23 protein-coding genes are annotated in these 22,590 nt (G+C 71.5%); 16 read left to right on the forward strand and 7 right to left on the reverse strand.

Translation table 11 applies throughout. The annotated features are described in order from the left end of the window. The first annotated feature begins 228 nt into the window (after positions 1-228). Genes KF837_26275 through KF837_26285 form a run of 3 tightly spaced genes read left to right on the forward strand, consistent with a single transcriptional unit; the run spans position 229 to position 4,006 of the window. Positions 229-1,548 carry a serine/threonine protein kinase gene (locus KF837_26275; protein MBX3230854.1) on the forward strand — a complete coding sequence of 440 codons (1,320 nt, stop codon included), beginning with the start codon at positions 229-231 and terminating at the stop codon, positions 1,546-1,548. After that, positions 1,545-2,495: a hypothetical protein gene (locus KF837_26280; GenBank protein MBX3230855.1), complete on the forward strand. Its 951-nt coding sequence runs from the start codon at positions 1,545-1,547 to the stop codon at positions 2,493-2,495. Before KF837_26275 ends, KF837_26280 begins: the two co-directional genes overlap by 4 nt. Next, on the forward strand, positions 2,495-4,006 hold the full coding sequence (locus KF837_26285) for a hypothetical protein (protein MBX3230856.1): 1,512 nt from the start codon (positions 2,495-2,497) through the stop codon (positions 4,004-4,006). The genes KF837_26280 and KF837_26285 overlap by 1 nt, the downstream gene beginning before the upstream one ends. A gap of 37 nt (positions 4,007-4,043) precedes the next feature. On the opposite strand, the gene KF837_26290 is transcribed toward KF837_26285, so the two are convergent. The 4 genes from KF837_26290 to smpB all read right to left on the reverse strand — a co-directional run bounded on the left by KF837_26290 (position 4,044) and on the right by smpB (position 7,034). After that, positions 4,044-5,399 (reverse strand): hypothetical protein, encoded by a 1,356-nt coding sequence (locus KF837_26290; GenBank protein ID MBX3230857.1) that lies wholly within the window; start codon positions 5,397-5,399, stop codon positions 4,044-4,046. Positions 5,400-5,464: 65 nt separating this feature from the next. Next, complete coding sequence (locus tag KF837_26295; protein MBX3230858.1) at positions 5,465-6,184, reverse strand: hypothetical protein; 720 nt, start codon at positions 6,182-6,184, stop codon at positions 5,465-5,467. Positions 6,185-6,234: 50 nt separating this feature from the next. Further along, the gene (locus KF837_26300; protein ID MBX3230859.1) at positions 6,235-6,528 is read right to left on the reverse strand and encodes a hypothetical protein; all 294 of its coding nucleotides are present in this window, start codon (positions 6,526-6,528) and stop codon (positions 6,235-6,237) included. Next, the gene (gene smpB, locus KF837_26305; GenBank protein ID MBX3230860.1) at positions 6,525-7,034 is read right to left on the reverse strand and encodes an SsrA-binding protein SmpB; all 510 of its coding nucleotides are present in this window, start codon (positions 7,032-7,034) and stop codon (positions 6,525-6,527) included. The genes KF837_26300 and smpB overlap by 4 nt, the downstream gene beginning before the upstream one ends. Before the next feature lie 36 nt (positions 7,035-7,070). Between smpB and KF837_26310 the strand changes: the two genes are divergently transcribed. Beyond that, a complete protein-coding gene (locus tag KF837_26310; GenBank protein ID MBX3230861.1) occupies positions 7,071-7,655 on the forward strand; it encodes an NUDIX hydrolase in 585 nt (194 codons plus the stop codon). Here the strand turns inward: KF837_26310 and KF837_26315 are convergent. Further along, positions 7,595-8,611, reverse strand: coding sequence for a serine/threonine protein kinase (locus KF837_26315; GenBank protein ID MBX3230862.1), 1,017 nt, complete (start codon positions 8,609-8,611; stop codon positions 7,595-7,597). The two genes, KF837_26310 and KF837_26315, sit on opposite strands and share 61 nt — an antisense overlap. A 255-nt stretch (positions 8,612-8,866) precedes the next feature. On the opposite strand from KF837_26315, the gene KF837_26320 reads away from it, so the two are divergent. From KF837_26320 to KF837_26365, 10 genes are all read left to right on the forward strand, one after another. After that, complete coding sequence (locus KF837_26320) at positions 8,867-9,397, forward strand: (2Fe-2S) ferredoxin domain-containing protein (GenBank protein MBX3230863.1); 531 nt, start codon at positions 8,867-8,869, stop codon at positions 9,395-9,397. Further along, positions 9,381-10,142 carry a Smr/MutS family protein gene (locus KF837_26325; GenBank protein MBX3230864.1) on the forward strand — a complete coding sequence of 254 codons (762 nt, stop codon included), beginning with the start codon at positions 9,381-9,383 and terminating at the stop codon, positions 10,140-10,142. The genes KF837_26320 and KF837_26325 overlap by 17 nt, the downstream gene beginning before the upstream one ends. 117 nt (positions 10,143-10,259) lie before the next feature. Further along, positions 10,260-11,183: a branched-chain amino acid transaminase gene (locus tag KF837_26330; GenBank protein ID MBX3230865.1), complete on the forward strand. Its 924-nt coding sequence runs from the start codon at positions 10,260-10,262 to the stop codon at positions 11,181-11,183. Continuing rightward, the gene (locus tag KF837_26335) at positions 11,162-11,827 is read left to right on the forward strand and encodes a hypothetical protein (protein ID MBX3230866.1); all 666 of its coding nucleotides are present in this window, start codon (positions 11,162-11,164) and stop codon (positions 11,825-11,827) included. Before KF837_26330 ends, KF837_26335 begins: the two co-directional genes overlap by 22 nt. 186 nt (positions 11,828-12,013) lie before the next feature. After that, positions 12,014-12,316, forward strand: a complete 303-nt coding sequence (locus KF837_26340) for a hypothetical protein (GenBank protein ID MBX3230867.1) — start codon at positions 12,014-12,016, stop codon at positions 12,314-12,316. Between the two features lie 63 nt (positions 12,317-12,379). Continuing rightward, positions 12,380-12,577, forward strand: coding sequence for a hypothetical protein (locus KF837_26345; GenBank protein MBX3230868.1), 198 nt, complete (start codon positions 12,380-12,382; stop codon positions 12,575-12,577). Positions 12,578-12,604: 27 nt separating this feature from the next. Continuing rightward, positions 12,605-13,423 (forward strand): RDD family protein, encoded by an 819-nt coding sequence (locus KF837_26350; GenBank protein ID MBX3230869.1) that lies wholly within the window; start codon positions 12,605-12,607, stop codon positions 13,421-13,423. Beyond that, a complete protein-coding gene (locus KF837_26355; protein MBX3230870.1) occupies positions 13,420-14,451 on the forward strand; it encodes a stage II sporulation protein M in 1,032 nt (343 codons plus the stop codon). The genes KF837_26350 and KF837_26355 overlap by 4 nt, the downstream gene beginning before the upstream one ends. Beyond that, positions 14,448-15,269, forward strand: a complete 822-nt coding sequence (locus KF837_26360) for a hypothetical protein (GenBank protein MBX3230871.1) — start codon at positions 14,448-14,450, stop codon at positions 15,267-15,269. The genes KF837_26355 and KF837_26360 overlap by 4 nt, the downstream gene beginning before the upstream one ends. Beyond that, a complete protein-coding gene (locus tag KF837_26365) occupies positions 15,266-17,185 on the forward strand; it encodes a hypothetical protein (protein MBX3230872.1) in 1,920 nt (639 codons plus the stop codon). The genes KF837_26360 and KF837_26365 overlap by 4 nt, the downstream gene beginning before the upstream one ends. Positions 17,186-17,194: 9 nt before the next feature. Here the strand turns inward: KF837_26365 and KF837_26370 are convergent, their stop codons facing one another. After that, on the reverse strand, positions 17,195-18,598 hold the full coding sequence (locus KF837_26370) for a hypothetical protein (protein ID MBX3230873.1): 1,404 nt from the start codon (positions 18,596-18,598) through the stop codon (positions 17,195-17,197). 142 nt (positions 18,599-18,740) lie between these two features. After that, positions 18,741-20,108 carry an FAD-dependent oxidoreductase gene (locus KF837_26375; GenBank protein ID MBX3230874.1) on the reverse strand — a complete coding sequence of 456 codons (1,368 nt, stop codon included), beginning with the start codon at positions 20,106-20,108 and terminating at the stop codon, positions 18,741-18,743. Positions 20,109-20,143: 35 nt separating this feature from the next. On the opposite strand from KF837_26375, the gene KF837_26380 reads away from it, so the two are divergent. Both KF837_26380 and KF837_26385 read left to right on the forward strand, forming a co-directional pair. After that, on the forward strand, positions 20,144-21,103 hold the full coding sequence (locus KF837_26380) for a MoxR family ATPase (protein MBX3230875.1): 960 nt from the start codon (positions 20,144-20,146) through the stop codon (positions 21,101-21,103). 9 nt (positions 21,104-21,112) lie between these two features. Further along, positions 21,113-22,429 carry a DUF58 domain-containing protein gene (locus tag KF837_26385; GenBank protein ID MBX3230876.1) on the forward strand — a complete coding sequence of 439 codons (1,317 nt, stop codon included), beginning with the start codon at positions 21,113-21,115 and terminating at the stop codon, positions 22,427-22,429. The last annotated feature ends 161 nt before the right edge of the window (positions 22,430-22,590 follow it).

Below are 22,590 nucleotides of genomic sequence, written 5' to 3' on the forward strand. Positions count from 1 at the left end.
CGCTGCAACCCGTGGACCACGCCCGCGTCACCCGACCAAACGACGAAACCCGTGGAAAACGAGGGTGTATCGCCCGATACACCGCGAGACGTCTCGCGATACACGGTATGGACCGCAGATTGCTCGATCGCGGGCCGTCTGATAGCGATCAGGAGGCCATGACGCCGGCGTGGACGGTGGGCGCCGTCATCGCCCAGAGGTACCGCGTCGAGCGCATCGTCGGCGAAGGTGGGATGGGCGTCGTGCTCGCGGGCGCGGCACGTCGACCTCGACGAGCCGGTCGCGATCAAGATCCTCAGCGCGAGCGGCGCCGCGAGCGAGTCGGCGACGGCGCGCTTCGTCCGCGAGGGGAAGGCCGCCGCGCGGATCCGCAGCGATCACGCGGTGAAGGTGCGCGACGTCGGCCGCATCGAGGACGGCACGCCGTTCATGGTGATGGAGCTCCTCGCCGGCGAGGACCTCGGCGCGATCGCCGAGCGTGGCCCGATCGCGATCGCGACCGCGGTCGACTGGGTGCTCCAGGCCTGCGACGCGCTCGCGGAGGCGCACGCGCGCGGCGTCGTCCATCGCGACCTCAAGCCGTCGAACCTCTTCCTCACCCATCGTCGCGACGGCGCGCCGCTCGTGAAGGTGCTCGACTTCGGCATCTCGAAGGTCCAGGACGACGCCGACGTCCGCCGGACCTCGACGCGCGACGTCTTCGGCTCGCCGCTCTACATGTCGCCGGAGCAGCTCCACTCGACCGCCGACGTGGACGCGCGCACGGACGTGTGGTCGCTCGCGGCGGTGCTGTTCGAGCTCCTCGCCGGGCAGGCGGCCTTCCTCGCCGACTCGCTCGCGCTCGTCCACATCGCGATCCTCCAGGGCCCGACGCCCGATCTCATGAAGCTCCGCCCGGACGCGCCGCCCCCGCTCGCCGACGCGCTCGCACGCGCGCTCGCGAAGAAGCGCGACGAGCGCACGCCCTCGATCGCGGCCTTCGCGGAGGAGATCGTCCCGTTCGCGAGCGACGTCGGACGCGCCGCCCACGCCGCCCTCGGCGCCGCACGGATCGAGGGGCCGCCCTCGACGCCGTCATGGACGGGAGCGGCGTCGCAACCGCAGCTGCCACAGCCGCTGCCGCAAGGCGTGTTCGCCGACACGCAAGGCGCGTTCTCGACCGGCGCGCGCGGCCGCGGCGCACTCTCGCGCGCAGCGACCGTCGCGCTCGTGTCGTTCTTCGGGACGCTGCTGCTCACCGGCGTCGGCCTCGCGGTATGGAGCACGCGAGCGCGCACGAACGCGCCGGCGACGGCGATCGACCGCGGCGACGACGCGCCGCCTGCCGTCGTCGCCGCGAGCGCGATCGAGGCGCCGTCTGCCGAGCCGCCGCCGCCGGACGCGGGGACGGAGGCGGTGTCGGCGCCGCCGAGCGCGAGCGCGCCGCCGTCCACCTCGCCGCCGGAGCCGCCGCCGCCGGGGCCGCGGCCGAAGCCCGCCGTCGCGCCGCCCACTCCGCCGGGCCCGAAGCCGAAGCCCGCGGTTACTCTTCCGGACGATCGTCTATGAGGTTTCACTGCGCGCTCTCGCTCCTCCTCTTCGTCGCCACCGCCGCGGTCGTCACGCCGGCGAGCGCGCAGGCACCGGCCGCCGCGCCGCCGCCGACCGCCGCGGCGCAGCTCTTGTTCGACGAGGGACGCGAGCTCATGAAGCGCGAGGACTTCGCGGCGGCGTGCCCGAAGTTCGTCGAGAGCCATCGCCTCCAGCCCGCCGGCGGCACGATCCTGCACGCCGCGAGCTGCCACCAGAGCGAGGGCAAGCTCGCGACCGCGTGGACCGAGTTCAACGAAGCGCTCAGCTTCGCGCTCCGCGACAAGCGCACCGACCGCGAACGCGTCGCGCGCACGCAGATCGAGGCGCTGGGCCCGCAGCTCGGCAAGCTCGCGCTCGACGTCGCGAGCGAGGCGCGCGCCAACACCGCGCTCGTCGTGACGATCGACGGAACGCCGCTCGATCGCGCGGCGTGGAGCGCGCCGATCCCGCTCGACGCCGGCACGCACGCGATCGTCGCATCGGCGCCGGGCTTCCTCGAGCTCCGCACCGAGGCCGTCGTCCGCGACGGCGAGGTCGGGCGTCTCGCGATCCAGCCGCTCGCGCCCGACCCGACCGCGCACGCGACGACGGCGACGCAGCCTTCGCCGCAGCCGCGACGCACGCTGGCGTTCGTCGTCGGCGGCGTCGGCGCGGCGGGGCTCGTGGTGGGCACCATCTTCGGCGTCCGCGCGATGGCGATCGGCGATCAGAGCGGCGAGTGCAAGCAGCCGCCGCGCTTCTGTCCGCAAGGCGCGGTGGACGATCAGAACAGCGCGCGCACCTCGGCGGCGATCTCGACGATCGGCTTCGCCGCGGGCGCCGTGCTCCTCGCCGCCGGCGTCGTCCTCTATCTCACCGCACCGGCCGCGAAGCGGACCGCGCTCACCACGCTCGCCGGCGGTCTGCTCGGAGGAACGTTCTGATGCGCCTCGCACGGCTCGCGCTCGTCGCGACGTTCACGCTCGGAGCAGGCGCCTGCGCGAGCCTGCTCGGCCTCGACCCCCTCGAGGCAGGCGACCTCCCCGACGACGCAGGCGGCGACGACGCACCCGCGATCGAGGGCGATGCGACCGCAGCCGGCGACGGCGGCACCGTCGGCGAGGCCGGCGTCGCGCCGTGCGATCCGAACGAGGACCCGCCTGCGAACGCGGTCTACGTGAGCGCCGCGCCGATCGAGGCGGGCGCTCGTGACGGCACCGCCGCCGCGCCGTACGCGACGATCACCGCCGCCCGCGCCGCCGCGAAGGCGTCGGCCGGGCCTACCGCGACCCTCGTCGTCGATCACGGCACGTACATCGAGGCGCTCGTGCTCGAGAGGTGGAGCCGCGACGTCGTGATCGACGGCGGATGGACCTGGAGCGAAGGCACCTGGAAACGCGACTGCGCCACCGACGCGAAGGACAAGACGATCCTCCGCTCGACGACCGATCGCGGCGTCTTGATCCACGACAACACCGCCATCGTGACCCTCACGTCGATGACGATCGAGTCCCGTCCCACCGGCACGACCGCCGCGAACACGAACGGCGCGTCGCGCTACGGCGTCTTCGTCTTGGATTCGATCGTGAGGCTCACCGGCGTCACGGTGCGGGCGCATGCGGGCGACGCAGCGGGGACGGCCAGCGACGGCACGGATGCCGTAACGGCGCGCTGCATTACCGCGCCGGGCCCTGCCTGCGCTGGCGGAGACGCCGGCGCGAACAAGCAAGCTCCACCGACGCCGACGTACGGAACCCTCACCGCGAACGGGCTCGCACATCCTTCCGCGCTGGGCGAGGCCGGTGGTGCTGGGGAGAACGGAACCCCGGGCCAGCTCGGAGGCAGCCGCAGCGACTGCTGGAGCGGCTGCAACAACCACCTCGGGACCCCTCCATGCGGCACGCAGAACCTCACGACGGTCACCTCACCCCGAGGCGAGTGCGGATGCGGCGGCATGGGAGGTGGGCCAGGACAGCCAGGCCGCGGCGGCGGCGGCTCGTTCGCGCTCTACGCCGTCGGCGACGCCACCTTGGTCGATGCATTTTACACGGATCTCACTGCTGGCAATGGCGGCGCCGGGAGCACGGGCGGCCGAGGAGGCGCGGGTGCAGCTGGTACGGCGGGCAAAGCAGGAACGCCCGCGACGTGCTGGCCGAACCAATGCTGCACGGTGGGAACGTGCCCAGAGTGCGGATGTTACGGCCCACCAGACTGGGTCACGCAGTGCGGGACGCAGCCGACGCCGAGCCCCGTCCTCCCAGCAGGTACCGCCGGCGGCTCCGGAGGCAACGGCGGCAAGGGCGCCGACGGCATGAACGGCCCGGGCGGTCCGTCGTTCACGTACATCCTCATCGGCGGCGCGCAGGTGCGTTTCACGGAGACAGCCCGCACGTTCGGCGCGAGCGGCCCCGGCGCCGCCGGCGCTCCCAACGGTCCCGCCGGAGAGAGGCCGTGAACGCTCCGACGTTCCGACCACCTCAAATTCGATTACGTCAATTCGCAGCAGGTCGCGAGCAGCGGCCACCGAATGCCCAGTAGGCGCGCGTGACGTTGTTGTTCGTCGTATTCGGAGTAACGTTGTGAGCAGGCTCCCATGAGCCGCTGTTCACGCGAGCGAACTGCGTATTCGCTGCGTTGATGTCGCGCGTCATGTGGAAGAGACTGCCGACGAGATCGGCGTGCCCGTATTTGCCATAACCGGCGGGGTACCGCCCCGGCTCCGGCACGTGGACCCAGTTGGTCTGGAATCCGTCCGGGAAGAAGTGGACCAGGTTGTCGCTCGAGCGCGTCGCGTTGTTGCCAGTGTTCCCCCACGGCATGTTGCGGTTCTCGTCCGATCGCCACGCGAAGATGACCTCCTGCGCCGAGGGCAGGCGCGCGCCGTCCCAGGCGCAGAGCGCGTAGAGGAGGAAGATCGGAACGCAGTTCAACACCTTCGCGTCGAGCGTCTCCTGCGAGTTGGCGGGATGGTTCCTGTCGCCCTGCGCGGCGTTGACCTCGTTCGACATCCAGTACGTGCGAGCCCGCGACTGGTTGAGGTCGCAACCGGCGCGATCGCCACCCTGACCGAGCGCGATGTGGACGGCGTCGAGGCTGTCCGGCACCCGGCTGTCCCAGGCGCGCTTCCACCCGACGAAGCCTCCCTCCGGCAGCGTCGAGACGAACGCGCGCGGGTTGCCGTTCGTGCGCTCGATGAAGGTGCGCATGCGCCCGGCGGTGATGAGGTACTTGTCGAGGAAGTAGGGCCCGCCCTGCCCCGCGGGCCGCGGCACCGCGAGCGACTTGCAGCAGCTCTCGTGTTTCTTGTTGGCGGCGGTGACGGCGCCCTCGCCGCAGGTCTGGCCGCCCGACTCGGCGGTGCAGCTCCGCGCGACCGCACACTTCTTCGCGAAGTCGCACCCGTCGGACTCGCAGTCCGCGTGCACGCTGCACGTCTTCCCCACCGCGCACTTCTTGCCCGACGAGCCACCGCAGTCGACGTCCGTCTCGTCGCCGTTCTTGATCTCGTCGTCGGCGCTCGGCGCCTTGCACGTCCCGTCCTTGCAGACGCCGCTCTCGCAGTCGCTCTCGCCGGCGCAGGTCTTGCCATCGGCGCACTTCGGACGATCGGGCCCGCCGCAGTCGACGTCGGTCTCGCTCCCGTTCTTGATACCGTCGGTCGCTCCCGGCTCGTTGGGCCCGCCGCTCGTCCCATCATCGCCGCTCGACCCACTGCTCGACCCACCGCCCGAAGAGCTCTGCTTGTCCCCAGGCGCGCTCGGGTCAGCCTCGTTCGGCGCCCCCTCGTCACCGCCACAAGCAAACGCCACGAGCGAAAACCCAACGAGCGCAGTGAGGAGGTTTCGCATGGACCTCTCAGCGTACCATCGCATCGCCACCGACGCATGCAGTCCCTTGCCGCCATGGCGCTCGCTCAAGCCGCAGGTTTCCGCGCGCTCGCGGCGATCGCCCGCGCGTCGGCGTCGACGAACCAGCGCGCCTCCGTCGCGCGGACGAGGCAGAGTTGCGAGCAGCGCGGGCATGCCTCGACGTCGCCGATCGCGCCGGTCCGCGAGGTGAGGCTCGTCGCGTCGTCGATGCGGCGGCTCTCCGCCAGGACCGCCGCGACCGCGCGCGCGTCGCCGCGAGCGATCGCGTCGCGGAGGTCCGCGCCCGGAGGAAGGACGTACCGCGCGTGGTCGAGCGCGCGACCGCAGGCACGACAAGCGCGCCCAAGCGAGGTCCCAGCGAGGATGAGCCCCGTGAGCGCGCCGCTGAACGCGAGGAGGAGGAGCGGAATTGGAACGACCACGACCCCGAGCGGACCAAGCACGAGGAGCGCGACGACGAGCGCGCACGCGACGAAGATCGCGAGCCCCACCACGAGCCGGCCGCCCGAGAAGAAGAGCGCGACGCGATCGCGGACGCTCGGCCCCTTCATGCCCGACCGCACGCCGAGGACGATCAGGAACGCCCCCGGCAGCGCGAACGCCGCGCCCGCGACGAGCCCCGCCGACACCCCCGCGTTCGCCTCCGCCGCGCCCACCGTCTCCGCCGCCTCCTGCGCCGACATCACCGAGACGAGCAGCACGATCATCCCGAGCCCGACGAGCACCAGGAACGCCCCCAGCACGATCTTGCCGTCGATGGACATCCTCGCGCCGGTCTACCACGCGCCGAGGACGCGGTCCCCCCGGGCCACGCTCACCCCACGCCTTGCGCCACCCTCGCGAGCGCGTCCCGCAGCTCGCGGTTGGCGTCGACGAGCCGGCCCTTCAGCGTGAAGCTGCCGTCCGCCTCCTTGTGCGTCCCGTGGCTCTTGATCTTCACCGCGCGCCCCTCGAACGTCGCCTCGAGCCGCGCGCCGGGGGGCGCCGGCGTCGTCGAACGCAGGACGATCGCGTCGTCCGCGAGGGACACCAGCTCCGCGGTGCCGCCCTTCGCCCAGGCGAGGTGAGCCCCGCGCGCGCCCTCCGAAGAAGCCGAGGAGTCGCTCACCCGCGCTCCTTCCGCCCCCGCCCCATCGCCGCCCGCGCTTCGCGGTCGGCCGTCTTCGCCGCGATGTCCGCGCGCTTGTCGTGCGCCTTCTTGCCCTTCGCGAGCCCCAGCTCCACCTTCACGACGCCGCGCTTCCAGTAGAGCCGGAGCGGCACGAGCGTCATCCCCTCGCGCGCGATCGCGCGGTGGATGCGCGCGATCTCCGACTTGTGGACCAGCACCTTCCGCGCGCGCCGCGGCTCGTGCGGGAACGCCTTCGCTTGCTCGAAAGGTGCAATATACATCTGCTTCAGCCACAGCTGGTCGTTCTCGACCGTCGCGTAAGCGTCGACGAGCTCGACCTTGCCGGCCCGCATCGACTTGACCTCGCTGCCCACCAGCGCGAGGCCGCCCTCGAACTTCTCGTCGATCGCGTAGTCGAACGTCGCGCGGCGGTTCGTGATGATGACCTTCTCGATGACGTCGGGCTTCTCCGTCTTCGCGGCCGTCTTCTTCGCCAATGCCATACGAGGCCGCGTAGCTTAGCGTAAAAGCAGCGACCGATGGTCCCCCCGCCGAAGAACGTGAAGAAGCTCGAACGCAAGGCGGTCCACGACGTCGCCGACCACGGCGTCTTCCGCGTGCAGCGCCACGAGTACGAAGGCCTCCCGCGCCCCATCTTCGTGTTCGAGTGCCGCGACTGGTGCAACGTGATCGCGGAGACCGAGCGCGGCGACGTCGTCTTCGTGTGGCAGTACCGCTTCGGCACCGACGCGCTCTCGCTCGAGATCCCTGGCGGCGTCATCGACGCCGGCGAAGAGCCCATCGTCGCCGCCGCGCGCGAGCTGCGCGAGGAGACCGGCTACGAAGCCGCGAGCATCGAGCTCCTCTCCGTCGTCGAGCCGAACCCCGCGCTCCAGGGCAACCGCTGCTTCACGTTCCTCGCCCGCGGCGCGCGCCTCGCCGGCCCCACGTCCTTCGACGACTGCGAAGACCTCGAGGTCGCCCTCGTACCGAAGACCGACCTCGCCGCGCTGCTCGACAGCGGGCAGCTCACGCACGCGCTCGTGACGGGGCCGCTCGAGACCTACTTGCGGCGCTTCGTGGACCGCGGATCGAGCTCGATGACCTCGCCGTCGAATAGCTGATACTCGCTGCTGTCGACCGTCATCGGCAGGCTGACCTCGGACGTCGCCTCCTCGCCGCGATCGGCCCACTCGTGCTCGAGCGTGCGGCGCAGGAAGTAGCGTCCGTCGCCGACGCCCATCGCGAGGAGCACGCGGCGCATGTCGTACGCGAGCGCGACGGCGTTGGGGTACCGCAGCTCGGGATCGACCTCGAGCGCGCGCTTCAGCACGCTCAGCGCGACCTCGGGCAAGTTCGGACGGAACGTCTGCGGCTGGACGTAACCTTCGCGCGCGAGCTTCATCAGCTCCGAGTTGTTGAGGCCGGCGGGGAAGCGGGGACCGATGAGGAGCTCGTGGAAGAGGACGCCGAACGCGAAGACGTCGGAGCGCGCGTCCGGCTCGTGGCCCTGCGCGACCTCGGGGGCCATCGCGGCGGAGCGCTGCGCGAGCGCGCGGAGCGAGCGCACGCTGGAGGAGCACGCGCGCGCCTTGCTCATCTCGAAGTCGGCGACCTTCACCTCGCCGCGCCACGAGAGGAGCACCTCGCGCGGCGTGAGGCTCTGGTGGAGCATCCCGATCTGGAGCCCGTCGGGACCGCGCGCGACGCGTGCGCCGGCGAGGCCTTCCGCGACCTCGCCCGCGATGAAGAGCGCGAGATCGAGCGGCATGCGGCGACCGGTCGAGGCGAAGCGCGCCTGGAGATCGGCGAGCGTGACGCCGTCGACCAGCTCGGTGAGGACGCAGGGCTGCCCGCGGTGATCGACGACGTCGTAGACCTGCACGACGTTCGGGTGATCGACGCACGCGTTGCGCCGCGCCGTCGTCATCAGGTGCGAGAAGACGAAGTCCGCCTCCTCGCTCGACACCGCCGACACGACCTTCGCCGCGACGCGACGGCGGATGCCGTTCCGCCCGACGAGCTCACCGCGATGGACCGTGGCGGCCGAGCCCTTCCCGATCGTCGAGACGAGCCGCACGCTGCGGCCGTCACCAAGATCGATGCTCTCCTGCCGAACTTGAGCTTGGCTCGCGAGCGACATGCTGCGAAACGAAGCACTGCAACGACCAAGCCGCAGGAACTCAGCTGTGGATCGCGCCGAAATCCCGCATGATCCGATCACGCGCTGGATCGCGCCCCGTCCATTCCCCGGATCCCGCGTCATCTCGGGCACTTAGCCCGCAATGTGCTCCCTTGTACGTTCAAATTACAGGACCGAGGTAGAAATACAGTCATGCGCGAGGCGATCGCCCCTCGACTCCACTTCTTCGTCTGCGCGAACCGCCGCGAAGGCTCGCCCCTCGGCCCCGGCTGCGGACCCAACGGCGACGCGGTCTACGACGCGTTGAAGTCCGCCGTCACGCGCGTGCCCGGCGGCGTCGCGTCGATCTGGGTGACGAAGACCCACTGCCTCGGCATCTGCCCGAAGCACGGCTGCACCGTCGCGCGCTACCCGAACGCGGGCCCCTCGATCATGACCGAGGTGACCCCCGCCGACGTCCCGGCGCTCCTCGAGTCCAAGGACGAGGTCGCGCACGAGCTCGCGCTCCTCGAGGAGCTGCAGCGAAAGAAGGTGCTCGATCTCGCGCGCCGCCTCAAACCCGGACTTACCCTCGAGGACGTCCAGAACCCGCACGACTTCCCCGAGCTAGACGATCCCGACTGGCACTACGCCGACGGCGTCCTCGCCGGCATCGCATCGGTGAAGATGGCGCTCGCTGCGCGCGGTAAGCAGAGCCGAAGGAACGATGGCGAAGAAGAATAAGAAGCGCGACGACGACGAGCGGAAGCCGGACCTCCCGAAGTTCACCGGCTTCAACGCGCTCGCGGCCGGCCTCGGCGACATGAAGGCGAAGATGGAAGCCGAAGAACGCGCCGGCAAGAAGCCCGCGCCTCCACCCCCGCCGCGCCCGCCGCCCCCGAAGAAGCTCACCCCCGCGGAGTCGCTCGCGGACGAGCTCACGTTCCATCGCATGATGAGCGGCGTCACACCGCTCGCCGATCGCGGCAGCCGCGTGACGGTGTCCGGCGCCGCGCGCGTCGAGCCGAAGAAGGTGAAGCAGGAAGACGTGCGCGAGCGGGCGAAGCGCGAAGCGGAGGCGGTGCTCGATCACCTCCATCACCTCGTCGACGACGCGGTGCGCTTCGAGGTGACCGACGACGGCAAGCGCGTCGAGGGCCGTCGCACCGACGTCCCGCCCGCGCTCGTCCGCGAGCTCCGCCGTGGTGTCCTCCCGATCGACGGCCGTCTCGATCTCCACGGCCACGGCGCCGAGGACGCGCGCACGAAGCTCCTCGACTTCCTCAAGGCCCAGCGCACGCGCGGCGAGCGCTGCGTCCTCGTGATCCACGGCAAGGGCGACCACTCCGAGCGCGGCGTCGGCATCCTGCGCGGCGAGATCGCAGCGTGGCTCTCGCAAGGCCGCGCGCGCGAGCACGTGGCGGCTTTCGCAACGGCCCAACCCGCCGACGGCGGCGAAGGCGCGGTCTACGTCGCGCTTCGCCGTTAGCGTCGAAGCGATTCGCGACTGTACCGGCACACGGCACGTCCGTTTACGCGGCGCGGCAACGTCATAGCGCTGGCCGCCCGCGACTCCCGAGACTAGTGTCCGCCTTAGGAGCCCCGAATGGTCGACAAGCTTCAGAAAATCTGGATCGACGGCGAGCTCGTCGCTTGGGACGAGGGGAAGATTCATCTCCTCACGCACTCGCTTCACTACGGCGTCGCCGCGTTCGAGGGGATCCGCGCGTACAAACGGGCCGACGGCAAGAGCTACGTCTTCCGCCTGCGCGAGCACATCGATCGCCTCTTCGACACGTGCAAGATGACGCTCCTCAAGCCGGAGTTCACGAAGGAGCAGGTCACGCGCGCGTGCTTCGACACGCTGAAGGCGAACGACCTCGCGGAGGGCTACCTCCGCCCCGTCGTCTTCCTCGGCGAAGGCGCGATGGGCATCTTCGCGCCGAACAACCCGGTCCGCACCACCGTCCTCGCGTGGAAGTGGGGCGCGTACCTCGGCGAGGAGGCGCTCAAGAACGGCATCCGCGCGAAGATCAGCTCGTTCGCGCGCCACCACGTCAACATCAGCCTCGCGAAGGCGAAGATGACGGGCCAGTACACGAACAGCGTGCTCGCGAAGCGCGAGGCGAAGTTCGGCGGCTACGACGAGGCGATCATGCTCGACGCGTCGGGCTACGTCTCCGAGGGCACGGGCGAGAACCTCTTCCTCGTGAAGAAGGGCGCGCTCCTCACGCCCGACCTCTCCTCCTCCATCCTCGAGGGCATCACGCGCGAGACGGTCATCATCCTCGCGCGCGAGCTGGGCCTCACGGTGCAGGAGGGCCGCGTCACGCGCGACCAGCTCTGGCTCGCGGACGAGGTCTTCATGACGGGCACCGCCGCCGAGATCACCCCGGTGCGCGAGGTCGACAACCGCCCCATCGGCGAAGGCACGGTCGGCCCGATCACGAAGAAGCTCCAGGCGAAGTTCTTCGACGTCGTCCGCGGCAGCGACAACAGTCACCCCGAGTGGCTCTCGCTCGTCTCCTAGCCCTCGTCCTCCTCGTCCCCGCGTGCACGGACCCCGCGCCGGCGCGCGTCGTCACGCCCGACCTCGCGACGAAGCCCACCAGGCCTCCCGGCTACACCGTCGACGAGGCGGCGAAGTGGGGCAAGTTCCACTCGAAGCGCTTCAACCTCACCGTCCCGCTCCCGGACGGCAAGGTGTGGCGCATCGACGACCACCGCGAGCCCGAGCTCGTCGCCTTCCACGAGCCGACGCAGACGGGCCTCCGCGTACGCGCGACGATCGAGGAGGGCCTGATGAACCGCCAGCGCTGCGAGGACCGCGCGCGCGCCCTCGGCATCGTCCCCACCGAGACGAAGACGTTCACGACGGTGGAGGACTCGGTCTGGGTCGGCCCGGAGGCCTACGACTCACGCGTCTGGGTCGCGATCGAAGCCGCGAAGCCGGGCGCCGCGGTGATGGGGCACGTCTACCTCTTCGGCTCCTTCATCCGAAACTGCCTCATCGTCCACCTCTCGACCTCGGTCCCCACCGACCAGGACCACGAGGTCCTCGCGACGCGCCTCGCCGTCGCCGAGGAGCGCATCGTAAAAGCCATCACGCTCGATCCCCCCCGCACCACGACCGACGCCGAGCTCCCCAAAGAAAAACCCGCCATCCATCGCTAACCAACGTCTTCTCAATGACGTTGCACTACCGTCGTCTCGACCGCGAGCTCTTCGCGTGCGGCGCTGCGACCGCCTCCTCACCTACGAGCTCAGGGCGCAGCTCCGCGCGCACGTTCCCTCCCCCGCATGCCCCACACCTGCATCACTCGAGGTGCACCTGGTCGGCGGTTGGTTAGAATGGCATTCGTGACCGCTCGCTGGGTGCGCTTCCTCCGCGTCTTCGTCGCGGTCCTCGCGTTCTTCGCGGCCCGGCCGGCCGTCGCGGCGCCGCCGGTCCTCGACGCGGTCGTCCTCGTCGCCGACGCGACGCGCGCCGCCGCCACGATCGCCGAAGCCGACTCCGCGCGAGACGAAACCGCAACCCAGCCGCCGCCCCCACGCCCCGACGTCACCGACAAGACCGCGCCCGCCTGCCCTCCCGCGCTCGCGCTCGCGCCGTTCGTCCTCGTTCCACGCAAATACCTCCGCAACTGCTCCCTCCTTCGCTGAGCCCACGCGCGCGGTCGATCGGCGTCTACGCGCGACGCGCAACACGCACGAAGGAGGTCTCGCATGTCGAAGGGTCGGCGGGGCGCGGCGGGGCCGCGCGCGCTCTGGGAACGTCTGGTGTCGCGTGGGCTCCGCCGCTTCGTGCGCGTGCTCATGTTGCTCGCGGCGGGGATCGGGCCGGCGCCGCCGCCGCCTCCCCCGCCGGAGCCGGCGCGGATCGAGGTTCGCATCGACGACGGGAGCGGAGAGACGGAGGACTGACGCGTTGCCTGCTACGCTCGCGGGGCGATGGTGGAAGCGCCGCTCGACACCGACGTCGCGATCGAGACGCCCGAGCACATCGTCTTCCACTACCGCATCGCCGGGCCCGCGCGGCGCGCGGTCGGGCACGTGCTCGACCTCCTCCTCTGCTACCTCGTCGTCGCCGTCCTCACGCTCGTCGTCGTGCTCGCCACCGTCGGCGGCGCCATCGACAAGGGCGACGTGTCCGCCGCCGCGAAGGCCGGCTTCGGCCTCATCCTCGTCGCGCTCTTCCTCGCGCAGTGGGCCTACTTCCTCGTCTGGGAGGGCGCGCTCGGGCGCTCGCCCGGCAAGATGGCGGTGGGGCTCCGCGTCGTCACGACGTCGGGGCGGCCGATCGGGTGGCGCGCCGCGGCGCTGCGCAACTTGCTCCGCGCGGCGGACCTCCTGCCGATCGGGTACGTCGCGGGCCTCGCCTCGATGACGCTGTCCTCACGCTTTCAGCGGCTCGGCGATCTCGTCGCCGGGACGATGGTCGTCGCGCCCACCATCGCGCGCGCGACCAAGCCGCTCGAGCTCGAGCCGCCGGCGGAGCCGCGCGAGCTCGCGACGCTGCCCGACCACGTCACGCTCGACGCCGACGAGCGCGTCGCGATCGAGCTGTTCCTGCGCCGGCGTCACGCGCTCGGCGTCGCGCGCGAGAACGAGCTCGCCGCGATCCTCGCGGAGAAGATCGGAGAGCGGATCGGATACACGCATCCGAGCCCGTCGCGCCTCCTCGCGCTCGTCTACGACCGCGCGGTAAACGCGGGTCGCACGGAAGCGCCGCCTTCGTCGTTCTTCCCGAAGGCCGGGGGCACGCGATGAGCCTCGCCTCCGCCCTCACCGAGAAGGCGTTCACCGAGCGCCGGCGCGCGGACTGGGACGCGCTCGACGCGCTCGGCGCGAAGGCGCAGCGCGTCGGGATCAAGAAGCTCGAGCCGGAGGAGGTCGTCCGCGTCTCGCCGCTCTACCGCAGCGTCTGCGCCGACCTCGCCGCGGCGCAGGCCGCCCGCTACAGCGCGCCGCTCGTCGAGTACCTCCTCGGCCTCACCGCCGCCGCGCACGGCATGATGTACGGCCCGCACGCGAAGGTCGACGACGACGACCGCGCCGGCGGCCGCAACGCGCGCGCGCTCAGCGTGCGCCGCGCGTGGCTCGTCGCGTTCCCCCGCGCCGTGCGCGCGCGGAGGCGCGAGATGCTGCTCGCGACCGCGCTCTTCTTCGTTCCGTTCCTCCTCGGCGCCGTCCTCACGATGCGCGACCCGAGCTTCGCGTTCCGCGTCGTCCCCGAGGCGATGCTGCGGCCGCTCACCGAGGCGTACGCGAAGGGCTTCGGCGACGGCCGCGAGGCGGGCGAAGGCGCGCTGATGGCGGGCTTCTACGTCTACAACAACGTCGGCATCGCGCTCCGCTGCTTCGCGTGCGGCGTCTTCTTCGGACTGGGGTCGGCGTTCTACCTCGTGCAGAACGGGCTCTCGATCGGCGCGATCCTCGGCTACGTCGCGTCGCAAGGCGCCGGCGACAACATCGGGATCTTCATCATCGGCCACGGCTCGCTCGAGCTCGGCGCGATCGTGCTCGCCGGCGGGGCGGGGCTCTCGATCGGATGGTCGATCGTCGCGCCGGGCGATCTCCCGCGCGTCGTGTCGCTCCAGCGCCGCGCGCGCGAGATCCTCGTCATCGTCGCCGGCGCCGCGGTCATGCTCGTGATGGCCGCCGCGATCGAGGGCTTCTGGTCCGCGTCGAGCGCCCCGCAGCCGGTGAAGCTCGTCGTCGGCGCGACGCTGTTCGTGCTGCTCATGGCGTACATCCTCCTCGCCGGCCGCGCGCCGGCGAAGGACGAGGCGCGGTGAGCCACGGCGGACGCAGGAAGCCCGGCGAGGGCCGAGCCGGATTCAACGTCCTCTCCGCGCGCGTGGCGCTGCGCGATCGCGGGCTCGCCGACGTGCTCGATCTCGCGGTCCGCTTCCTCTCCGTCCACGGCCGCGTGTTCGCGCGCCTCGCGGCGTGCACGCTCCTGCCCGCCGCCGCGCTCTCGATCGTCGCCGGCAAGGTCCTCGGCTGGCGCCTCGCGTGGGTGGTCGCGATCCCGCTCGCGGTCGCGATGGAGGCGCCGTTCACCGTCCTCGCGTCGCGCCTCGTCTTCGAGGACGGCGTGCGCGCGCGCGACGTGCTCAGGGCCTCCGTCCGCGCGACGCCGCTCGTCTTCACCGCGCGCCTCGTCGCGCTCGCGCTCACGACGGCGGGCGTCGGCTGCTTCGTCGTCCCCGGCGTCGCCGTCGCGGCGCTGACGCTCTTCGCCGGCGAGGCGATGCTCCTCGAGCGCGCCGAGCTCCTCCGCGCGTTCGGGCGCGCGCAGTCGGTCGCGGCGAACGCGATCGGCGACGTCGTGCTCGCGGTCTTGATCTTCGCGTGCGTGCCCGTCGCCGCCGTGCTCCTCGCCGACGTCGGCGGGCGCACCCTCATCGCCGAGGTCTTCCAGTTCCGTCCACCGCGTCCGGTGTGGACCGAAGGCGGCGGCGTGCTCGCGCTCCTCGGCCTCTTCCTCCAGGTGCCGTTCTTCGCGACCGCGCGCTTCTTCCTCTACCTCAACGTGCGCACCCGCACCGAGGGCTGGGACATCCAGACCCGCTTCGCCGGCCTCGCCGCGCGCACGGACGAGCCGACGTGAAGCCGCTCGTCCTCGCGCTCGCGCTCTCCGCCGCCGCGCCCGCGCCGCCGCCGCCGGCGCACGACGTGGACGGCATCGAGCGCACGAAGGCCGCCGCCTACGCCGAGGAACAATTTGCATTCTGCACGGACCCGACGCGCCCGCTCGGCCCGCGGCAGAAGCGGCTCTGCACGGTCGCGAAGGAGATCCCCGACTGCCCCGGCCTCGTGAGCGCGTGCGACCTCGAGCCGACCGCGCCGCCGCCGGACTGGCTCGCGCGCCTCGCGCAGTGGGCCGCGCCGTTCGCGACCGTGCTCCTCTACCTCCTCGTCGCCGCGATCGTGATCGTCGTCGCGATCCCGGTCGTGGGCGCGCTCCTCCAGCTCCGCCGGCGCAAGAAGCGGGCAGCGGAGGCGACCGCCGCGCCGAACGTGGCCACCATCGTCGCGGGCGCGCCGGCCGCGATCCCGGACGACGCCGATCCCGAGGAGGCGCTCCGGCTCGCCGAGGAGTCGCTCGCGCGCGGCGACCACCGCGCCTCGCTCGCGCTCTCGCTCGCGGCCGCGCTCGCCGCGCTCGGCCGCCGCGGCGCGATCAAGATCGCGCGCCACCGCACGCACGGCGAATACGTGCGCTCGTGCGCGGAGGAGACGGCGCGTCCCCCGCTCCGCGAGATCGTGCGCGCGGTCGACGCGGTCGAGTTCGGCGGCGCCGAAGCGACCGGCGAGGCGGCGACGCGCATCACCGCGCGGGCGCGCGCCATCGTGCGGACCGCCGCCGTCGTCACTACGCTCGGCCTCCTCCTCCTCGGCTGCAAGCCCCCGCAGCGCGGGGCCGATCCCGCCGGCGACGAGCTCCCGATCGCGATCCTCGCGAAGAACGGCTTCACGGTGAAGCCGCTCGCCTCGTCGCTCTCGACGATGCCGGTCCCCTCCCGCGGCGAGGGCGCGCCCGTCGTCGTCGTCGACGTCGAACGTGTCCCGCTCGACGACGAGACGGAGGCGCACCTCATGCGCTGGGTCGAGGGCGGCGGCGTGCTCGTCCTCTTCGGCAGCGTGATCGCGTGGCCGTCGGAGCTCGCGCCGCACGCGGTCCGCGCCACCACGCGCGACCTCTTCGTCTCGACGCCGGACCCGAACGGCGGCCTCGAAGATCCGGACACCGACCAGTCGCCGGACGACGTCGGCCGTCCGATCCATTTCGCGGGCGCGCGCGTCGCGCGGCACGACGCGTTCGCGTGGAAGGACCGCGTCGCCGCCGATCCGGTCGCGTTCCTCGGGCGCGACGTCTACGCCTCGAAGCGCCGCCTCGGCCGCGGCCTCGTCCTCGGCGTCGCGAACGACGACCTCTGGACGAACGTCGGCGTGATGCCGACGCGCAACGCGGCCGCGCTCGTCACGTTGATCCGCTCCGTCTCGCACGACCTCCGCCGTCCGCTCGGCGGCGTGACGCTCTCGGACCTCCGCGTCGCGCGCGCGGAGGACGGCATCCCGCCGCCGTCGAACCCGTTCGCCGCGCTCCTCGCCGCGGGCCTGGGCAAGGGCGCGTGGCACGCGCTCGCGGCCGCGGTCCTGCTCTTCCTCTGCTACGGCATCCGCCACGCGCGCCCGCGCGCCGCCCCGACGAAGCCGCGCCGCTCCTTCACCGAGCACGTCGAGGCCACCGGCGCCTTCTACGCCCGAGCCCGCGCACGCACGCACGCGCTCGCGCAGTACGGCCGCTTCATGGAGCTCCGCCTCCGCGAGCTCGCCCCACGCGGCACCGATCCCACCGCGTTCCTCGCGCAACGCAGCGGCGCATCACCAGAGCGCGCCGCGGAGCTGTACACGCGCGCCCTCGCCGCGAAGCCGGACGAGCTCCCGAAGGGCGACGAGCTCGAGCTCCTCGGCGAGCTCCGCACGATGATGGCGAAGGCCACCGCGCCGCGCCGCTCTTAGCTCACGGCTTCACGGGTGCACGCAGCGCGCGCCCGTCGCCCAGTACGCGCGCTCCTTCGGCGAGTGGTGCACGCCGTACGGGATCTGGTGGTTCTCCCACGAGCCGTTGCGCGACCAGCGGACCTGTCCCGCGGCGTTGAAGGTGCTCGTGAGGTTGAAGACGAGACCGCCGAGATCGGCGTGGCCGTTCGGGCCGTTGCCCGCGGGCTTGCGGCCCGGCGCGGCGATGAAGGCGCTGTTGTCGAGCTGGTTCTCGGGGAACGCGTAGGTGTACTTGTGGACCGCGCGATCGGCCGTCCACGCCTGGTTGCCCCACGGCATCGTCCCGCCCCACTGCGCGTCGAGCTCGGCGAGCGTGGGCAGGCGGCCGCCCTCCCAGATGCAGAACGCCTGCGCGAGGTAGAAGGTGACGCAGTTCAGCGCCTTCGTGTCGAGGACGTCCTTGCCGTACTTCTGCGCGATCTCGTCATTGAAGCCAGTGTTGACATTGTCGGGGAGCCAATACGTGCGCGCGCCCTGGCCCTTGAGGTAACAACCCTGACGCTGGCCGTCGTTCCCGTACGGGCCGAGCTCGATCGCGACCTCGTCCAACGTCGACGGGACGCGGGCGTTCCACGCTTGCTGCCAGTTCGGGTTCGCGCCGAGGCCGGCCACGAACTGGCGCGGGTTGCCGTTGAAGCGCTCGATGAAGGCGCGCATGCGCCCCGCCGTGATCGAGTACTTGTCGAGCTTCTGGCTCACGGCGCAGCAGCTCTCGTGCTTCGCGGCGGGATCGCCGACCTCACCGGGACCGCACGTGTCGCCGCCGAAGTGCGCCGTGCAGCTCTTCCCGACCGCGCACTTCTTGTTGTAGTCGCAGCCGTCGGACGCGCAGTCGGAGTGCGCCGCGCACGTCTTGCCCACCGCGCACTTCGGCGCGTTCGCGCCGCCGCAGTCGACGTCCGTCTCGTCGCCGTTCTTCACCGAGTCGGTCGGGCTCGGCGCCGCGCACTTGCCGTCGGTGCAGACCTGGCTCTCGCAGTCCGCCGCCGCGCCGCACCCCTTGTCGGTCCCGCACTTCGGCGCGCTCTGGCCTCCGCAGTCGACGTCCGTCTCGTCGCCGTTCTTGATCCCGTCGTCGGGACGCGCGGGGATCGGTTTGTCGGGCGTGGCCGCGCCACACTTGCCGCCGGTCTCGCAGTTGCCGGTCTGACAATCGAGGTCGACCTTGCAGCCTTTGTTCTCGGGGCAGGGCGGCGCGTTCTTGCCGCCGCAGCCGACGTCGGTCTCCTCGTTGCCTTGCGGCGCCTGCGACGTCTTCCCTTCCTTGGCGGCCGGCTCGTCGTTGTCGTCGGTCGCGGCGGGATCGGTCGAGCACGCAGCGGCGATCCCGAGGAGCGAGACGACGAGCGGGAGGAGGCGGAGGGAGCGCATCGCCGGACCCTATTGCAGAGACGGCGCCACCGGATGTGGCCCGGAAAACCGAGCGATTTCAAGCCTGGCAGTCCGGCGCCAGTGGAACTTTCCGACCCAGGCGGACTCCATCTCCTGGATCCCGCCTACCTCGGTTGCGCGATCAGGTCTTTCCGCGCGCGAAGCCGGCGACGAGGGCGCGCGCCTCGACGATGTTGTCCTCGATGCTGCAGTAGGTCCAGCCGCCGTAGCGGCCGGCGCTGTGGACGCCGCGCGCGCGGAGGGCCTCGGCGTGACGCGCGTGCTCGGCGATCGAGCGCTGCGTGACGTGGACGTAGGCCGGATCCATCACGACGTGATGCTCCGCGACGAGGCGGTGGCCCTTCGTCACGCCCGTCTTCTCGAGGTCCGCGAGCACGCGCGCGCGCGCGACCTCGACGTCGATCGTCGCGTCCTTCGCGAAGCCGATCTCGACGTAGAGGCTCAGGCGATCGGCGTCGAAGATGTTGTCGTAGAAGCCGACGCGATAGAACACGGTCTCGCGATCGGGGAAGTAGACCCAGTGGACGTCCTTCTGCCCCTTCTTGTCGAAGCCGAGGTTGAAGACGAGGACCTTGTTCCACGAGTACGCGGTCGGGTCGTGGTCGACGCGCGCGATCGTGAGGAGCTTGTTGAACGGCGCGGAGGAGACGAGCCGCTCGAACCGGATCTCGCGCTTGTCCGTCTTCGCCGTCTTCGTCGCGAGGTCGATCGCCATGAGGCGCTCCTTCAGCGCGATCGCGTCGGGGCGCACCGCGCTCGCGAGCGCCTTCACGTACTCGATCGCGCCGCCCTCCGGATAGGTGAAGCGCGCGTTGTAGGTCGCGTTGTCGGCGACCTTCATGTTGCGGACGATGTCGGTCAGGTTCGCGTGGGGGAAGAAGCGGCCCATCGCGTCCTTGTCGAGCGCGCCGAGGTCGCAGGCGTAGAGCTTCTCGTTGTACGGGATGAGGAACTTCTCCGCGATCGAGCGACCGAAGCGCGCGTAGAGCATCTCCTGGAAGCTCTCGTCAGGTTCGAGAGGGCTCTGCCCTCTCGAGCTCTCCCGCCGGGGCCGGTCGCGCGAAGACGCGCTCCCCCGCCCCGGACCCCCGAGAGGGGCTTCGGGTTCAGCGCGGGAAGAGGGGGCGAAATAGAGGTCGTGGAGGCAGTCGATGAACTCGCTCTGCGGGAGCTGATGGATGTTCTTCTGGAACGGAAAGTCGATCTGCTTGCCTTTGTATTCGATGAAGGACCGCTTCACGACGTCGAGGATGCGCTGCTTCGGCATCCGCGCGCGGAGCCACTCCTCGATCTCCTTGTGCTTGAAGTGGAAGAAGTGGCCGGAGTAGTCCCAGACGAAGCCCTCCTTCTTGATCGTCTTGCAGTAGCCGCCGATCTCTCCGTCGGCCTCGAGGACGAGGTAGTCCTCGTCGCCGCGCTCGCCGAGCGCAGCGGCGGTGGCGAGCCCGGTGATCCCCGCCCCGACGATGAGGGTCTTCACGCTCTTCATCCCGCGCGAACGTAGCATGGTAGCGTCGGAAGCCGATGACGCCGGAGACGTTCGCGGAGACCTTCGATCGCATCCGCAGCCAGATGGCGAAGGTCGTCGTCGGACAGGAAGACCTCGTCTTCGGGCTCCTCGTGACCGCGGTCGCGGGCGGGCACGTGCTCATCGAAGGAGCGCCCGGCCTCGGGAAGACGCTCGTCGCGCGGTCGTTCGCGCGCGTGTCGGCGACGAGCTTCAAGCGCGTCCAGTTCACCCCCGACCTCATGCCGAGCGACGTGACCGGCTCGAGCATCTTCGATCGCCAAGGAGGCACGTTCACGTTCGTGCAAGGTCCGATCTTCTGCCAGCTCCTGCTCGCGGACGAGATCAACCGCGCGCCGGCGAAGACGCAGTCGTCGCTCCTCGAGGCGATGCAGGACCATCAGGTCACCGTCGACGGCACCTCGCATCCGCTCCCGGCGCCGTTCATCGTCGTCGCGACGCAGAACCCGGTCGAGTCGCAGGGCACGTACCCGCTCCCGGAGGCGCAGCTCGATCGCTTCCTCATGAAGCTCACCGTCGCGGATCCGCCGCGCGAGGTCGAGCAGCAGATCGTGAAGAACCACGCGACGGGGTTCGATCCGACCGACCTCTCCGAGCTCGCCGCCGTCACCGCGCCGGAAGAGCTCCTCGCGATGAGCGCGCTCGCGCGGAGCACGCGCGTCGAGGACGCGGTCGTGGGGTACGTCGTCGACGTCGTGCGCCGCACGCGGGAGGACCGCGCGATCGAGCTCGGCGCGTCGCCGCGCGCGTCGATCGCGATGATGAAGGCGGCGCAGGTCGTGGCCGCGAGCGAGGGGCGCGCGTTCGTGACGCCGGACGACGTGAAGGCGGTCGCGAAGCCGGTGCTCCGTCACCGCGTGATGCTCCATCCCGACGCCGAGCTGCAGGGCATCGCCGCCGACGAGCGCATCGACGACATCCTCCGCGCCGCGCCGGTCCCGCAGGCGCAGGCATAGGCGCGCGCGGTGGTGGTCCCCACCAAGCGGCTCGTCGCGCTCGCGTTCGTCGCGACCGCGATAGCGCTCGCGGCGGGGTACGTGCCCGGCGTCGACGGCGCGTGGATCGGGATCGACGCGCTGCTCGCGGCGGCGTGCGGGGCCGACGCGGTCGCGGGGCGGCGGCGGCGCGTCGGGGCGGAGCGGCGCGCGGGGGAGATCTTCTCCGTCGGGCGCCCGAACGCGGTGACGCTCGTGCTCACGAACGAGGGCGATCGCGCGATCTCCGGCACGGTGATGGACGACCCGCTCGACGACGCGACGGCGAGCGGCCTCCCCGGTGAGCTGCACCTCCCGCCGCGCGGCACCGCGCAGCTCCGCTACGAGATCACGCCGACGCGGCGCGGGAAGCGGCGGTTCGGCGGCGTCACCGTGCGGTACGCGCTGCCGTTCGGTCTCCTCGCGCGGCAGGAGCGCGTCGAGCTGCCGGCCGACGTCGACGTCTACCCCGACGTCCACGGCGCGCGCACGCTCGAGATGTTGCGCCGGCAAGGGCGCGAGGACGCGCGGCTCGGCTCGCTCCGCGTGCGCGGCGGCGACACGGAGTTCGAGCGGCTGCGGCCGTACCAGCGCGGCGACGAGATGAAGCACGTCGACTGGCGCGCGTCGGCGCGGCGCGAGGAGCTCGTCGCGCGGCAGTTCCAGGCGGAGTCGAACCAGAACGTCGTCTTCGCGCTCGACATCGGTCGCGGCATGCGCGGCGAGGACCAGGCCGGCATCACGAGCATCGATCGCGCGCTCGCGGCCGCGCTGCTCACCGCCGACGTCGCGCTGCGCGGCGGCGATCGCGCGGGCCTCGTGACGTTCGACGACAAGCCGCGGAGCTTCCTCCGTCCGACCGGCGGGCGTTCGGGCGGGCGCAAGCTCACGCGCGCGGTGTACGCGCTCGACGCCGGCTTCGCGGCGACGGACTACCGCTCGGCGATGGTCTTCCTGAAGACGCAGGTGAAGGCGCGCTCGCTCTTCGTCATCTTCACGAACCTCCTCGACCCGCGTGGCGCGAAGGACCTCGCGGCGGCGGTGAAGAGCCTCTTGCCGCGCCACCTCCCGCTCTGCGTCCTCATGCGCGACGTCGAGGTCGAGGAGCTCGCGGTCGCGCCGCCGCTCCCGGGCGCCGACGCGGACCTCCTCGTGCGCGCGGCCGCGGCGGAGTCGGTCGCGTGGCGCGACGGCATCGTGCGCACCCTCAAGAACGCCGGCGCGCTCGTCCTCGACGCCCGCCCCGACGACGTCACGCCGCTTCTGGTGAAGCGCTACCTCGAGATCAAGGCGCGACGGCTGCTTTAACGTCGGGGGCTTCGCCCCCGACACCCCCACCCCAGACACGGCCCTCGCGCTTCGCGCTCGGGGCGCTTCGCGCCCGCTTGCGCGGCCGCTTCTGGGGCCCCGGGGGGCCGCGCTGATTCGGTGGGGGGGCGCGCGCGAGGGTTGCTTCGCAACCACTTGCG

Origin of the sequence: Labilithrix sp. (genome assembly GCA_019637155.1) — a bacterium.
In the GTDB taxonomy this organism is placed as follows: Bacteria; Myxococcota_A; Polyangia; order Polyangiales; family Polyangiaceae; genus Labilithrix.

Bases quoted from the DNA above. Each gene is read 5' to 3' on its own strand.
- KF837_26280 (MBX3230855.1), top strand. From the start codon at position 1,545: ATGAGGTTTCACTGCGCGCTCTCGCTCCTCCTCTTCGTCGCCACCGCC.
- KF837_26285 (MBX3230856.1), top strand. From the start codon at position 2,495: ATGCGCCTCGCACGGCTCGCGCTCGTCGCGACGTTCACGCTCGGAGCA.
- KF837_26290 (MBX3230857.1), bottom strand. From the start codon at position 5,399: ATGCGAAACCTCCTCACTGCGCTCGTTGGGTTTTCGCTCGTGGCGTTT.
- KF837_26295 (MBX3230858.1), bottom strand. From the start codon at position 6,184: ATGTCCATCGACGGCAAGATCGTGCTGGGGGCGTTCCTGGTGCTCGTC.
- smpB (MBX3230860.1), bottom strand. From the start codon at position 7,034: ATGGCATTGGCGAAGAAGACGGCCGCGAAGACGGAGAAGCCCGACGTC.
- KF837_26310 (MBX3230861.1), top strand. From the start codon at position 7,071: ATGGTCCCCCCGCCGAAGAACGTGAAGAAGCTCGAACGCAAGGCGGTC.
- KF837_26320 (MBX3230863.1), top strand. From the start codon at position 8,867: ATGCGCGAGGCGATCGCCCCTCGACTCCACTTCTTCGTCTGCGCGAAC.
- KF837_26325 (MBX3230864.1), top strand. From the start codon at position 9,381: ATGGCGAAGAAGAATAAGAAGCGCGACGACGACGAGCGGAAGCCGGAC.
- KF837_26330 (MBX3230865.1), top strand. From the start codon at position 10,260: ATGGTCGACAAGCTTCAGAAAATCTGGATCGACGGCGAGCTCGTCGCT.
- KF837_26345 (MBX3230868.1), top strand. From the start codon at position 12,380: ATGTCGAAGGGTCGGCGGGGCGCGGCGGGGCCGCGCGCGCTCTGGGAA.
- KF837_26350 (MBX3230869.1), top strand. From the start codon at position 12,605: ATGGTGGAAGCGCCGCTCGACACCGACGTCGCGATCGAGACGCCCGAG.
- KF837_26355 (MBX3230870.1), top strand. From the start codon at position 13,420: ATGAGCCTCGCCTCCGCCCTCACCGAGAAGGCGTTCACCGAGCGCCGG.
- KF837_26370 (MBX3230873.1), bottom strand. From the start codon at position 18,598: ATGCGCTCCCTCCGCCTCCTCCCGCTCGTCGTCTCGCTCCTCGGGATC.
- KF837_26375 (MBX3230874.1), bottom strand. From the start codon at position 20,108: ATGAAGAGCGTGAAGACCCTCATCGTCGGGGCGGGGATCACCGGGCTC.
- KF837_26380 (MBX3230875.1), top strand. From the start codon at position 20,144: ATGACGCCGGAGACGTTCGCGGAGACCTTCGATCGCATCCGCAGCCAG.